Source organism: Porphyromonas canoris (assembly GCF_000765975.1).
GTDB lineage: Bacteria > Bacteroidota > Bacteroidia > Bacteroidales > Porphyromonadaceae > Porphyromonas_A > Porphyromonas_A canoris.
Genome location: NZ_JQZX01000008.1, coordinates 442,267 through 457,003, shown reverse-complemented (window position 1 = coordinate 457,003; position 14,737 = coordinate 442,267). Strand labels below are relative to the sequence as shown.

The following is a 14,737-nucleotide window of genomic DNA, read 5'->3' as shown; positions in this document are numbered from 1 at the left end:
GTGTATGCGGTATTAGTCCGAATTTCTCCGGGTTATCCCCCTCTGACAGGTAAGTTGCATACGCGTTACGCACCCATCCGCCGGTCGCCACCATATTCAGCAAGCTGAATACGTGCTGCCCCTCGACTTGCATGTGTTAAGCCTATCGCTAGCGTTCATCCTGAGCCAGGATCAAACTCTTCTTTGTCATTTTGTTTTTTTTACTTTATTCCTATGCTCAGTATCCTTACTCTATTTCCCAGGTAATAGTTGACGGGTAAACACTAGAAAGTTGTAAGATGCCAAAACATCTATCTACTTCTGTTTCCCTTGTACTACTTTGTTGATTTTTGTCTCAATATGTCTATGACCTCTTTTGTTGTCCAAAGAGCATTACTCTTCTCCTGCAAAAGTGGCACAAAGTTAAGTAGAATATTCTATACCACCAAACTTCTGCAATCTTTTTCTAAACTTATGAGTATTCTCGTCGGAAGTAAAATCACAAAATAGAGATGGCCACTCCTAAAAGCAGCCATCTCGAAAATGGATCTAAATCTTCCATGAAAATCATATATCCAATATGTCTTTCTCTACTTGTATTTTTCTTAGAAAAGACTTAACTCCTGGTATATGAAACACTTCCTTTTGCAAAATACTCTGCAGATACCTCAACAGTCTCCACGTCTGATACAGAGTTGGTCTTGAAATGTACCTCCTTTGTACCCGGAGAAGTTACCCTAAAGATATGATACATATTACTTCCCCTGGTAACAACTTGCACACCTTGTTGTACGGGATAGAGTGTATTGGCTTTTATCTCTACATATAGAGGAAAAAGGTCTGCAGGAAAATCTGATGGGATATTGAAATAGACCTTAGCTACTTTTTCCTGACCAGATGGTACGGTATTGGAAGTATTGATCTTAACAGTTCCAAAACTATACGGCATTCTCAGTACAACCCGAATAACTCTTGCAAGAAAATCCCCTTTGGAAACTATAATACGAGCTTCTCTTGGTGAAGAAGGCAACTGGTTTATGGCAACTCCCCTAATCTCGCCATTATTCGTGTTAAACTGAAGAGAGCCGGCAGCTAAAACTTCCTTACCGGTCTCCTGTTCTATCCGGCATGTTACTCCCTCATTATTGAAAGTAGGGTTGTTAAGATTGGGATAGTACTTCGCCCAAGTGATCAGATCTTCAGATGCTTTGGTCAAGATAATCAAGGTACGCTCAACCTCAAGTTTGCTCACTCCATCACTTATAACAGGATACTTCTCTACTGTCGGGTCGAGAGCCGTATTATTATGAGAGGCAACCTGCAAAGCTGCGGCGAAGGTAGGAGAACCTCCTTTGTGTACATTCTTGATGATAATCTTATAATGATAGTTCCTTTCTATATCATACCTTTTCCTATCAGCATCTATGAGGTCTATCTTATAATATGTAGAAGGACCTCCCTGATACTTACCTTTTATAATAGCAGTGGTAATATCTTTAGCACTTCCGTTTTTGCGCTCAAAGAGGAAACGCTCTCCCATACCCAGATTACTTTCAACTGCAGTATTAAGAACTATATCAAGTGGTTCATTCAAAGATCCCTCTTGGAAGTTAAAAGTTGTCGTATTGTACGGGGCGACTGTTCCCTTCGTAAGCGTATTGTGAAGAGTAAAACCCTCGAAAACAAAATTTGCCGCCTGACTTTCAACAGTTACTTTCGCCTGATTTCGCAATAGAGATACACTTCCTTCAAGGTTGCCGGCATCAATACCATTCGGCAACTCCTTTCTCGACCAAAAGACTCCTCTATCTGTTGTCATAAGAGCTACAACAGAGGCTTCATCATGTCCTAAGATATGAGAGTCGTCCACTGTTGCCCAATCATGATTGGCGATAAAGTGAATAGTCCTAATGTCATCAGATTTAGGCAAGAGAGCTGAGAAGCGATACCCTTCTCCGGACAGACCTTGTAATGAAGCTACTCGACGTGCGATAAGAATACCATACTGATTAAAAACCAACAGATTCAGATTCTCAACGCCACCATTATCTCTTAGCTCCACAGCCTTGAATCCGGGGATAACAGCACCAAACTCAACCAAGACATCGCCCGTATCTCCCTGTTTTTTCTCATCTGCAATGTCTGTTCCCAATCTTGAACAGCCTGCAAGAGACAACATCAAGCATCCAATAAGTGTATAAATTATCTTTTTCATAAGTGTACTCCTTATTAGTGTTATTTAATATCACGGATACAACGCACGTGAGCATTTATTGGAGAAGAACCCGAGGTATTATTGTTCACAAACTCGTAAGCATTATTACCGCTGTATGAATCCCAGTACCACCGTCCCGTCATCAAAAGACCTTGAAGATTTGCAGGCAGATATTGGAGTTGTTCGATATACTTCAACTCTGCTTCAGTCGGCAATCTCCATCCTTTCTTTTTCACTCCTGCTTCACTTTCTTCCCAATATCGAGCACAATGTCTCTTGGCTTGATTATAGCTTTGTGCCACCGTTGCTCCAAATTGGGAAGCCATCTCAAAATTAGGAGAAACCATCTTGGCTACATCTGCGTTGTTAAGAGTATTGCCATCCGAATCCACAGGAGGGAATCCCAGTATCAGCTCTTCATTACTGCTCGGATATTTTGCTCCCGATGCAGATGTCGTTACTCTATAAGTATAGGCATTACGAAGTCCATTCCCCGAATTTACCATATGACTATAAGAATCGAACTGAGAAGATTTCACACTCTTTTCATTGGTAAAATAGACCCCCGGCGTCTGCTTTATATTAACCACTTCCGTAAGTGCCCCATTTGTAACCTTGAACTCAATATCTTTAGGCACCAAGTTCACAGGTATCGGACTTGTGATGGTAATATTTCCGGTTCCCACTCCCGAAGCTACAACTACTGTCGGCATCTGTGCAGGAGTAACAGAAGTAGTAACAGGAGAGCTACCATCAGCAGGCACATAGGTATATGTAGCCTTCAAGGATCCGGGCACAAGCCTGACATCGGGTTGGGAGGAATTGAAGGTTAAAACATAATCGGTGATATTTGGCATATCCACACTATTCTCGGAAACAACGAGATAGTCGGATGCTTTAACCTCAGCAAGAATAGTTCTTGTGCTCCAATCCTTAATGGTATAAACCCCGGTCAATGTTACAGGTTCTTCCTTGAGAGCACCAAGAATATTGACCGTAACCCCTACATCATAAAGCAAATTACGCTTAAAGCAAGAGTTATATACCGCTTCTTCTCCCACAAGATTTTTGGGAACCAAAGGCAAGATATATCTATATGTACGTATAGTTCCGGTCTCTTGTTTCTTTAGAGGAAGCAACAGTTCGGCATACGCTCTGCTTTCAATATTGTTTTTCCAATCTTGTTCATAAGCATAAAATGGAGCCGATGTAGTGTAGACTCCTCCCGTTAGAGCCAAATCACGTGCAGACGTCTCTTCAAACTCGGTAGGAGTATAAGTACCTCCTTCCAAAAGAGCGGACTTAGCGACAAAGTGCTTAAACTGCACCGTTCCTGTATTAGGCGTATATTCATATCCCGGAACGGAAACAGAGTTTATCTTGATCCTGATCTTGGAAGCTGCTCTCTTAAGTTTAACCAAACCCAGATCACAATCCTGATAAGTGAGCACCTTAGAGACAAAACCTTCCATCACGAAATCCGATTGAGCCACATGCCCCCCGTTTGTCTTGAAGTCGGCAGCCTGAATCACCTGATTCCGAAGATCTGCAGGACCATTATTAGGCACCCCGGGTGAAATATTGCTAAGGTCCACAGAGCTATTGGCCACGATATACAGATCGTAAGAGTTTGTATTTTTGAAAAACAGATAACCGTGATTGGACGGTATCGGAATCACTACACTATTCCCCGTGATCTGCATATCCGACGGCTTGATGTGCCACTTAAGCACTCCGGCGTGATAAAGAAAAATATCCAGTCTGTTTATTGTATTTTCATTCAAAGCATCTTCTCCATCCTCTATTGTTCGAGGAGAGATATCACTGGCAGCCAACCGCAACACTAAGGAGTTCTCCCGATCCGGTTCCATCCCCTCATCTCTTTTACAAGAAGAGAGAGATATTGCCCCTGATAGTGCAACAACACAAGCCACCATCGTCAATAAAATCTTTTTCATAAGAGTATCTCCTTTATTTACTGAACGGCATAAGAGCCTTCTTCTGCTTAATAACTATTCTGTTACCAGGTCCTATCGAGGTATTTCCCTTGAGAAGAGGAATCTCAACGTCATCCACTATGATGAACAGTTCGGTAATCCGTTCTTCAGATCCTTGAGGATTACGAGGTCTTATCCTGATAGTGTATTCCTGACCCGCATCTCCCGACGATACAGCACCGCCTTCCTCTACAAATTCAAAATCGATCGGATTGGGTAATATCGCTCTCCAAGTAGCTTCAATAGGATTCTTCAACTCAAATGTAAACTGAAGCACATCGGCAGGAGATTTGACTTCGATAGTCTTCTCATTAAATGTGAGATGAGGAACTATCCTGAATACTCTCTTGAAGACAAGATCCTCTTTAATAACATTCCATGGAAGGACATCTGTACGTAGAGTCAGATTATTTGTTTCTCCAAGATTCTTTAGCTCAGCCGTCAAGTTGTATTGATGATTTCGCTTTATGGAGTAATGATGATCCGTAGCATTGGAACTTTCATCATTGACATACCCCACATATTGAGTTGGGATATTATTATAATGAGCATAAATTGCCAGGTATGTCGCCCTTGAAACAGTATCCGCAACGGAGCCAAGATTCTCAAAGACATAGGCAGCATTCTTGCTACCGCCCCAGACATCTACACCCTCGTTCGTTACGGGTATAAAACTATTATATCCGGAAATAACATCCCAAAACTGTACACTTCCTCCCGGCACACCTTCTATCAAAGGTGTGGAGCCGGTATTCCGATAGAGTTTTACTTGAAGAAGCTCTATCTCCGCTCCGGCACTTGCATTCTTCACCTTAAGGGTTACTTTCGCCACGCACCTCTTCAAGTCCACTGTCATCAGTAGCGGAGTGGATTGAGAAGGAATATTTACTGTTGCCTTGCCTACCATTGTCAAAGGGACAGGTAGGAAGGTCGTTGTTGTCAATCTAATATTATCCAGCTGATCTATCGTTTTGATAGCATCCAACTGAGCAGATATACCTGCCGGTTCATTTGCTACTACTAAGATTGTCTTCTCTCCCGTAGTACTTTTGATTCTAAAAGGATTGGAAAATGTCAGCTCTCCTGCAGAGAAAACATCAATAGACTCAACGTGAGAACCATTAAAAACATAGACTCTGACCTTATTTATGACATCGTCTCCGGAAAACAGGTTTCCGGCTCTCATTTCCGATCCCCCAAGCATGAGAGAAATTACGGCATTCTTCTCAGAGGGAATGTCGGATAACAACGCATCTTTGCAACCCGTAAGAAAGAAAGAACCAATCAGTACGAAAAGCAAACAAACCTTTTCTGTTATAACTTTCATTTCTCTTATGTTTTTAATATTCAACTTCCTGATACACCACTCCCCAAGGAGTTACCACCACCTTAACGGAAAGATCTGCATCCACGTCTATAATAATATTGAGGAGTCTTCCGAGCTGTGGAACCAAAGGAGTGCCATCGGTACCATGAGTAAATGCTTTCTTAAGTTGTCCATCCCAATACATTTCAAGAGTATATGTCTTTCCTCCTGCATTGGGGAATGTATTGAATATTGGTGTAACCCACTGACCTGCGCCATCAAAAGCAAACGTAGGTTTGTATGAGACTACACCTCCTGTAAGTTCTCCATCTGAATTGTATGTATCCGGCGACTCTTTCAATACGAAAGATACCGATGATACTACTTCGGGCGATAGCTTACGTGCCACAATGCGCACAGAAGCCACCTTATGCTTTATCACTACGGTATGAGATTTTCCGGGTTCCAAACCACCGAACTCTACCGGTACATCCAACGATCCGGAAAACAATTCTCCGGGATAACCGGCGATTCCTTGTTTACTTTTCAGTTTCACATAAAGATCCTGTTTTTGCTTCACGGTTGCCATAGCCGGAAACTCCACAGACTCATCCAGATTGCCCCACGCGGTACAAGTAAGTATCTTGGAGCCCGGAAATGGGATCTTTACATGCATAGGCTGCTTCTTTTTGACCTGCTCTTCGGTAAGCTTAAAGGCCTCCATTACCAATCCTTTCTCGTCAAACACAAACATGACGACATCCTTAACAGCACCTGATGCAGTAATATCATTACCATCCGCATCAAGAGCTTGCACCGTTAGCTGGAAGGGTCGAGGACAGTCTGAGAGATCTTCTTTAATACATGCTGAAAACAAGGTCATCATCAGCACAAATAGGAACCAGCGTTCTACTCGATATGTGTTTGCACGATTCATACTCTTGCTTTTTTAGTTTAACAGAGAATGTGGGCAGGCAGATTGCCTGCCCACATTAGTTTTAGGTTTTACGGAAGATCTTTCCGTCTGCTGTTCGGCTTAATATGTAACGTTTTGATTAACTACAGTCCATGGAGTTACTACAACCTTAACATCAAGAGTTGCAGGATCCGATGGTATAACGATAGGATTATCCTTACCTGGACGCTTGATAGTTACGTGAAGCTTATACTCTGTGTTACGTTTAACCTTTCCGTTGCCACCACTGGCATCTCCTTCATAGGAATAACCCTGCTTTGTTACATTTACCAAAATAGAGTAGTAGGTAGTTCCTTCTGCATCTGTATAAGGAGAATTTTTAACAAGCTCACCGTCAGCATCTTTAAGTAGACCCTTGATGGTCAGAACCACAGGATGAGCTGCATCCTCATTTTCATAAGTGTAGAAGTAAGCAGGAAGCTCTGGAAGCTCTTCGAATGAAGAAATCTCATCTTGCAAAGAGTTGTGCTTTTCAGAAGCAGCCGGTCCTAGATCTCCTGAGAAAGAACCCAAATCTACCCCGCTATAGAAAGGAGCATCCGCCATGTAAAGATTATCTCCAAACAGTTTGGATTTACCACGAACGTTGAAAACAAAAACTTGTTGCGGTTCAAGAGTCCAGCCTTCGAAAGTTCCGGAAAACTCGGTCTTTGCTTCTTGCAATACTACGCGAGCAGGTACTCTGACAAGAGCAAGAGGATCTGCGGAGATTTCGTTTTCATCACCGGTCTTAGTGTATCCATAAAGATTCTTTCCTGCCTTTATGGATATCTCTTTCATTTCCGAAGTCATCAGAAGACCTCCTGCATCTTCTATAACACCTTCTTTTACTGCTTCTTTCAGCTCATCAAGCGTAAATGCTTTACCAAGACCTTCTCCTCCGGCATTTGCCACAACAGCCAATGTAGCATTTCCTGCAGAGACTTCAATTTCTTTTGCTTCCATAGCGCCTTCGACTCTCTTGTATCCTTCCAAGACTTGTCCTTTGAAAACATAGACTTCAAAGTTCTTTACAGGATCAGAATCATCGGGAGCACCGAGAGCACGTAACGTACCGGAACTGATTTTAACAGATAGCGTTGCTTGCGCTTCTTCTTGAGGTACATTGATGTCCTCATTCTTGTTACAAGCCATAAAACCTAAAGCAATGGCTGCAACTACGAAAATTTTACTCGTTTTCATAACCAATTAGAATTAAAAATGTGGATAAATATTGTATAACAAGTTGTCAGTTCGAGAGTATATAAATACTATCGTAAATGGATATATTACATCACAAAGTTGTTAGTCCATGCCACTAAACAATGGCAGAGAGAGGGTGGGGATGTAAAAAACATCCCCGTTAAACCATTCTAAAAGTGTAATCTTACTTACTTAATGAGCTTCTTACTATTTACTATAAGAAGAAGACATAGGATAGCGACAAGCCGGTAAGCCCGAAATAGTGGTACACACCCTTTTCCATGAGAGTTCCGCACTTTACACACTTAAACTTCTCATAGTCGAAAAGGACATACCCTAAGTCCAAACCGAGCTCCACTCCACTCCGAGCACCAAATCTCCAGAGATAGTTATACCCGACTCCAAGTCCGTAGCCCATCCCTTCGTAGCGGTGATCTCTAAGATTTTTATAGAGACCGAACGGAGGTTTTACCCCACCGAAGTTGTACTGTGCTACCATTCCTTGAAGGGCAAACGAGTGTCCCGTGAAACTTCCTTGAGGCCAATATCGGACCTCAGGCTTCACCATCCAATGCTTCATTCGTTGGTTCTCTTTGCTCCAAAACCAATTGTAGCTACCTTTTATGCCAACAGAGTAACGAAGAGCAACCGCCTTCTCGACCGTAAGATTAGGAGATGCACCCAAAGCCCAGTTCGCAAGATTGGTCTTGAAAGCCCAAGATTGCGCTAAACCTCTTCCTGAAAAAGTGAGAGAAAGAGCAAGAAGCAGAAAAAACATCAAGCACTTAATTTTCATTTTCATTCAAGTTTAAAAGCGTTCTCTCCTCCCTTAGGAGATATACATTCGTTTTTTATATAAGTTACAAGTTCTATAATCTCATCCGGACGGCACCACTATCCCATGGTACAATATTCCTTATCACAATCCGGAAGTACAACAATCCAATAATAAACCGGGATGAGGTGTTTGTTAAAGGTAACAAGCCAAAAGTCAACGTTCAAAATCTTTACCCCAAGGGTCACTTCCAATAGCAAACCTCCCGTGTCTCAAATGTAAGCATCTTTTTTGAAACAAACAAAGAATTGCACAAAAAAGATGCTTTTTTCACCTAAAACAAAATAAAAATAAGTTTTAGGGGAATATATTAGAGCTTTGCACCGCTGATTCTGCTCTCTTTGCGGTAGCTCGGCACTGTCTTAATTTCACGAAGATAATCTATAAGTCCCTCAGCAGTAGTCCTAAAGAGAGATTTTCCTGCATCCGAGCGTTCGTACTTATAGGTTACGTTCATGTAGCTGCTCATAACCACCTTATAGACTCTATCCATATCGAAATCGGATCCATCAGGATTAAAAATCCGTACATCCTTAACATTTCTTTCGGCATCAAGTGTATATTGCAGTTTAAGTCCGGAAGGAACCATCGGGCGTTTCTCGTCCATTTCAAAGCCCGAAAGCATCATAGCGCGCATCTCATGCCCGGTAAGATTTACCAGCACCATTTCATTTCCGAACGGGTCAAGTGTGTAGACATCCATAAGAGAGATATCCCCCTTGCTCAGATTATCCATTCGGATACTGCCAGGATTGACCAAAGCGATCTCCGCACCCGCACTCTTTCTGAAAGCGTCCGCCATAAGGTAGCCGAGCTGCTCGGATGACGTAAAGTGGTCTCCGGCTTGTGCCACAACCTCTTCCAAAGGAGAAGCAGCCAGATAGCGTGCCACCATTTCCTGAATCTCCGGTCTCACATTGCCACTCTTTCCTACCGGCAAGAGCTTCATACTCTTTTGCACCTTGCCATCGGGATGCAGAGCCATGGTGATAAGCGTAGCATATTTGAGCTTGCTTGCCGCCTGCGTGATAAGGATGTCGTTATGAACCTGCTCGGTATCTATCTTTGTATGAGAGTGCCCTCCTATGATAAGATCCACCTTTCCGGCAGGAAGATTTTTTGCCAACTCTACATCGTTTTCAAACCCATAGTGATTGAGATAGATGAGAATATCGCAGCTATCTTTCAAGAAGGTCATATCTTTCCCGACCTGCAGCGGATCTTTGAACGAAAACTCCCTTACTCTGTCCGGGTGTGTATCCGGAATGTTTCCGCTGTTGATATCCAAAACAGAGGTAAAACCGACCCTCACGCCACTCGGCATACGGAGTATCTTGTAAGCCTTGAAAGGGAAGTCGGCATGAGGCAGTACTACATTGGCGCACAAATAGTCGAAGTTGGCTCTTCGGATGAGTACCTCCAGCGGGTTATCCTTACCGTTTGTGTCGAACTCATGATTACCAACGGCAGAGAGGTCAAACTTCAAAGCATTCATCAGCTCTACCATTGGAAGCCCTTTCGGAACATACTGGTCGTTCAGAGGATTACCGGTCTGATTATCGCCACCTGAGACCAAAAGAAGCCCCGGATAGATTCCTCGCAGGCTGTCTACCATGTATGCAAAACGAGGAAAATTGGGCAGAGTGGCATGTATATCATTAACGGCAAGAATATTTACCACTTGTGATTTGGTCTCCGTCCTTGCTATCTTTTTGGAAGTACCACAACCTACCAACGAAGCTGCAAGAAGCAAAAAGGACATCGGTAGAAATAAATAGTTTCTCTTGATTGTTTTCATAGCTTGTCTCCTATTTTGTGATCCCTGCTCAAACGTTGCCATGCCTTGTGGTCTCTACTTTTCTCAAAGGCATGAAGCAACCGAAGCAAATGTCTCTCCCCAACTCTTTCCCATGCGAAAGACTCTATCGCACAAAACGATACACACCGTTTACAGATGTGAAAGCACTACACCTTTTCACCGGAGAGGTCGCAAAGAGATTTTTCACCGAAGCAGGAGCTTCTGTTATACCTGTATTTTCAAAATATACACCACAAAGGTAAATATTTTTTAAGCACGATTCACATTAAAAAGAACAAATAAAAGTTATCACAAAACCACCTCCGGAAAATTTCATTTTTATATATTCCATACCGGCGGAAGATGAAAAACATCGCCGGCAAGTCTGTTCTCTATTTTGTCTCTTGCTGTTGTTTTTAGAGCGCGGGAAGGTTGTTAAATCAAGCCCATTTTATTAACACTATTTTCGATACCTGTTAAGCAAAAACAGTAAACGAGCATATTCTTCCGGCTTAACGTGTTTAATTTTTCAATGAACACGTTTACCGATTTCATTAAACACGTTTACCGGATTCGGTTAACGTGTTTAGATTTTTTACTCATAATGCTAACCATCAACAACTTAGCCATTTTCGCCCTCAAAAAGCTGTTTTTACAACGATTTTTGTATTAAGATCCATTCACAATCAAACCTCCATATTTTGAAGTTTATTAACGCAAAAAGAGCCTCTGAAAGCGACCAACGGAAGGAGAGAACGCAAATTCGAGATTTTTCATATACCACTAAGAACAAACGATTTACAGATTCATTCATTGCTTTTTTCTCCAATCCGAAGATCTGAAAAACCTATTCGGGAGAAAAATCCGTAACACTCAGGAGGATGATTTTTATATAAAAGCTCCCTTTCTAAAAGCCATTTCCCCACTCTCCAAATAGGGAAAATCAAGGATAAGATTCACAATATTTAAGAAATCGGACAGCTTAATAACAAGAAATTTAATAGCATTTTAAGAACGGATTGAGCCGAAAGAGAAGCAAGAACTTCTGCTTCGGACTGTTTTGTCAAGATTGTAGAAGAAATGAGACACAGAGAAGAGACCGGAAGAAGAAAAGGAGAAGATTTTTTGCTTCGGCTATTGCAGGATAAAAAAAAATGCCTAAATTTGCATCGTCTAAGAGATAAGACAAACACTCTTCCTTAGCTCAGTCGGTTAGAGCATCTGACTGTTAATCAGAGGGTCCTTGGTTCAAGTCCAAGAGGAAGAGCAGAAAGCACACAGCGGAAACCTCTCTATTTGGAAACAAGTAGAGAGGTTTTTCTTTTTCACGAGGCTAAAAGCTCCACGAGAAAAGCGTAAGCCAAAAAAAAGCACGAGGATCTCTCTGCATAGAGACATCCTCGTGCTTTTTCTTTTTCCGTTCGGCTCTTCCGCCCTACTTGGCTGCGTTTTTCCTTGAACACTCTATGTAGCTGAACGGAATGGAGCCGGGATCTCCCGTTTCGGGATCGGGACCATAGAAGTTTATGATAAGCACCTCGCTCTCTTCACCATTGCCAAGATCGCAGGTTATGACAGACCATTTCCGTCTAAGCTCCCAGTAGTAACCCTCACAAATGTCCAAGGGGAACAAATCGAACTCCACTCTCAGCTTGTTCCCTATCACTTTCCCGGAAAAAGAAGCATCCCATCCCTCGCCATCGGCAGGGACAACCTTGAAGAGACCTTTCACTGTACCATCGGAGGCAATATCCATCTCGATATTGGTGATATCCTTGCCTTCATCACTGTTTGTAAAGCAGCGTTTGCCGGGGTGCAGAAGCATTGGTACAGGCTCTGACGGAATCCTCTTACAGCTCATCTCATCTATGACAAAGCCCTCTCCCTGCTCCACAAGACGCACCGTGGATTGTATTGCACCTCTCCACTCATACTCAAGGATTACGTTATAACGAAGCTCTCCAAGTGGTACCACCTTGACGTCTTCCACAATTTCCAGATCATCATATCCGGCTCCGAAAAATCCCATTGCATCCTCTTTGATGGGATAGATGCCTTCCCACTTCTTTTTGTACAGCTCTTTTGCCTCTTCCAACTCTGCATCGCTCATGTCATTGGAGCGTGTGTCGTAGAGCATATAGGACTCTTCAAAAAACTGAAGCAGACGAGGGGTGAAAACAGCCTCATCGTAAGGCAGAAAAAATCCCTCTCTCTCTGAAGATTGGAAGAGTGACATGAGCCAACGACCTCCCTTGTCCAATGTTTCTGAAGCCGAAGATTGGGTAGTGGTATCCTCGGTAGAGGAGTTGCCGGAACTGCTACAAGCCGATAATGCAAGGCAGATCGCGACCAAAAGTAGTAGGTGTTTCATATTATTTGATGTGTTTTATATAGATGACAGATCTGTTTTTTCAATTTCATGCTCCCGTTTTTATCATCCCCAAAAGGGATTGGACGAAGGAGGTAGCATATATTATATTAGTTCAGCAGCCCGTTCTCTCTTGCCCATGCCACGGTTGCGGTGAGCCCTTCTTCGAGATCGTATTCCGGCGAGAAGCCTAAACGGAAGATAGGAGAAGCATCACACCGCCAGTTGCGCTGCGCAAAGATCGTATATTTATCTCTATTGAGAGGTGTGAGAGAGCCGGTCAGACCGCCCCAAAGTTGCCCTATAACGCAACCGACATACACCAACGGCAGGGGAAGTGCGAGCTTTAACAGACGCTTCTTTCCGAGTACTTTCCGGAGAAGTTCCCCAAAATCTTTGTCCGTGTAGCTCTTTCCGTCCGAAACGATGTACTTGTTCCCCTCTGCTTCGGAAGCCTCTGCGGCAATGAATGTAGCACGGGCAAGGTCGGAAGCAAAGATAAACGTGAGATGTTGAAGAGCTAATCCGGAACGGACATAAATCCCTTTGGATACACTTTTTATAGCCATGAGATAGTCTTGGTCATACGGCCCGTAAACGCCGGTAGGCTGTATAATGGTGTAAGGTAACCCGCTCTCCTGCACATACTGCTCGGCAAGCAGCTTGCTCTTTCCATACTCCGTGCCGGGATGGCAAGGGTCAGAGGAACGAAGAGGTTCGGTATCATTCGGAGGCGGACCGTAGCTGCCCATGCTGCTCATAAGGACAAAACGTTCGGGCGGACACTTTGCCTGCCGGAGCTGATCCGCGAAAAGAGCCGTCTGTTCGCTATTGATGCGATAAAACTCTTCTGTTTGCTTCACCTTCGTTACCCCTGCATTGTGGATCACCAAATGCCATGCCGGTTCGCCTTGAGGGGCTAAGCTGTCTGCAAGATGAGCGATCTGCGTTGGGGAGGCATAGTCCAACTCCACAAAGTGAATCTTACGACTGTTCAGGCGAGAGCGGTTACTGCTCTTTCGGACAGCCGCCCACACTTCGTATCCAAGCCGGAGCGCCTCTTCCACCAAATAGCCTCCGATGAATCCGGTTGCGCCTGTTATGAGTACTCTTTTTCCGTTCATATCACAAAAAAGTCCGCAGTACTTTGAGGAAATCTCTGTACTTGCGGACTCGTATCATACCGCTCAAGAGGTAAAAACTACTTGAGCAAACGGGTTAGTCTATATTGTCAAGCTCTCCTTTAACGTACTGTTCCATAGCGGCAACACTCATTCCCATGGAAGAGAATCCGCCATCGTGAAAGAGGTTTTGCATGGTAACCTTCTTGCTCAGATCGGAGAACATCAGCACGCAATAGTCTGCACACTCATCGGCATTGGCGTTACCGAGAGGAGAGAGCTTCTCTGCGAAGTGACGAAGATTGTACATACCGTCCACTCCGCTGCCTGCCGTGGTTACGGTTGGAGACTGCGAAATAGTATTTACACGCACTCCCTTGTCTCTACCATAGATATGACCGAAACTTCTGGTGATGCTCTCCAACAAGCTCTTAGCATCTGCCATGTCGTTGTATCCGCAGAAAGTGCGTTGAGCAGCTACGTAAGTAAGAGCAAGGATACTGCCTCCCTCTGCCACTGCATCCATCTTTTTTGCCACCTGCATCATCTTATGGAAAGAGATAGCCGAGATGTCCAAAGTCTTTTCAAGGAATCCGTAGTCAAGGTCATCGTACTCGCGTTTCTTGCGAACGTTCGGACTCATTCCTATGGAGTGAAGAACGAAATCTATCTTACCGCCCAACGCTTCCATACTTTCTTGAAAAACTTTTTCCAAATCTTCAAGAGAAGTAGCATCGGCAGGGATAACTTTTGCTCCGGTCTCTTCTGCCAAAGCATTCAACTCGCCCAAGCGAAGTGCCATAGGGGTATTAGTAAGTGTGATGGTAGCACCTTCTTGTACAACTCTCTGCGCTACTTTCCAAGCTATAGATTGTTCGTTGAGAGCACCGAATATGATTCCTCTCTTACCTTTTAATAGTCCGTATGCCATGATAATTCTGTTTTTTTTGATGTTAAAGC

11 protein-coding genes, 1 tRNA gene and 1 rRNA gene are annotated in these 14,737 nt (G+C 43.4%); 2 read left to right on the top strand and 11 right to left on the bottom strand.

What is annotated here, in order from left to right; genetic code table 11:
• The 8 genes from HQ29_RS04850 to HQ29_RS04815 all read right to left on the bottom strand — a co-directional run.
• Positions 1-187 (bottom strand): 16S ribosomal RNA (locus HQ29_RS04850); the annotation flags it as partial.
• A gap of 408 nt (positions 188-595) precedes the next feature.
• Positions 596-2,194, bottom strand: a complete 1,599-nt coding sequence (locus HQ29_RS04845) for a FimB/Mfa2 family fimbrial subunit (protein ID WP_152566491.1) — start codon at positions 2,192-2,194, stop codon at positions 596-598.
• Positions 2,195-2,214: 20 nt separating this feature from the next.
• A complete protein-coding gene (gene fimD, locus HQ29_RS04840) occupies positions 2,215-4,152 on the bottom strand; it encodes a fimbrial tip adhesin FimD (protein ID WP_152566490.1) in 1,938 nt (645 codons plus the stop codon).
• Positions 4,153-4,165: 13 nt separating this feature from the next.
• A complete protein-coding gene (locus HQ29_RS04835; RefSeq protein WP_036867840.1) occupies positions 4,166-5,518 on the bottom strand; it encodes a fimbrial protein in 1,353 nt (450 codons plus the stop codon).
• A 13-nt stretch (positions 5,519-5,531) separates the two neighbouring features.
• On the bottom strand, positions 5,532-6,434 hold the full coding sequence (locus HQ29_RS04830) for a FimB/Mfa2 family fimbrial subunit (RefSeq protein ID WP_036863929.1): 903 nt from the start codon (positions 6,432-6,434) through the stop codon (positions 5,532-5,534).
• Positions 6,435-6,533: 99 nt separating this feature from the next.
• A complete protein-coding gene (locus HQ29_RS04825) occupies positions 6,534-7,655 on the bottom strand; it encodes a fimbrial protein (protein ID WP_036867838.1) in 1,122 nt (373 codons plus the stop codon).
• A gap of 214 nt (positions 7,656-7,869) precedes the next feature.
• Complete coding sequence (locus HQ29_RS04820) at positions 7,870-8,457, bottom strand: DUF3575 domain-containing protein (RefSeq protein WP_036791731.1); 588 nt, start codon at positions 8,455-8,457, stop codon at positions 7,870-7,872.
• 343 nt (positions 8,458-8,800) lie between these two features.
• Positions 8,801-10,288, bottom strand: coding sequence for a bifunctional metallophosphatase/5'-nucleotidase (locus HQ29_RS04815; protein WP_161781559.1), 1,488 nt, complete (start codon positions 10,286-10,288; stop codon positions 8,801-8,803).
• 71 nt (positions 10,289-10,359) lie between these two features.
• Between HQ29_RS04815 and HQ29_RS10270 the strand changes: the two genes are divergently transcribed.
• Both HQ29_RS10270 and HQ29_RS04810 read left to right on the top strand, forming a co-directional pair.
• Positions 10,360-10,551 (top strand): hypothetical protein, encoded by a 192-nt coding sequence (locus tag HQ29_RS10270; protein WP_152566489.1) that lies wholly within the window; start codon positions 10,360-10,362, stop codon positions 10,549-10,551.
• A 930-nt stretch (positions 10,552-11,481) separates the two neighbouring features.
• Positions 11,482-11,555 (top strand) — tRNA-Asn (locus HQ29_RS04810).
• A 168-nt stretch (positions 11,556-11,723) separates the two neighbouring features.
• Here HQ29_RS04810 and HQ29_RS04800 read toward each other — a convergent pair.
• The 3 genes from HQ29_RS04800 to HQ29_RS04790 all read right to left on the bottom strand — a co-directional run bounded on the left by HQ29_RS04800 (position 11,724) and on the right by HQ29_RS04790 (position 14,708).
• Complete coding sequence (locus tag HQ29_RS04800; RefSeq protein ID WP_036867832.1) at positions 11,724-12,659, bottom strand: hypothetical protein; 936 nt, start codon at positions 12,657-12,659, stop codon at positions 11,724-11,726.
• A 107-nt stretch (positions 12,660-12,766) separates the two neighbouring features.
• Positions 12,767-13,780, bottom strand: coding sequence for an NAD-dependent epimerase/dehydratase family protein (locus HQ29_RS04795; protein ID WP_036867829.1), 1,014 nt, complete (start codon positions 13,778-13,780; stop codon positions 12,767-12,769).
• Between the two features lie 94 nt (positions 13,781-13,874).
• Complete coding sequence (locus tag HQ29_RS04790; protein ID WP_036791713.1) at positions 13,875-14,708, bottom strand: enoyl-ACP reductase FabI; 834 nt, start codon at positions 14,706-14,708, stop codon at positions 13,875-13,877.
• Between the last annotated feature and the right edge of the window lie 29 nt (positions 14,709-14,737).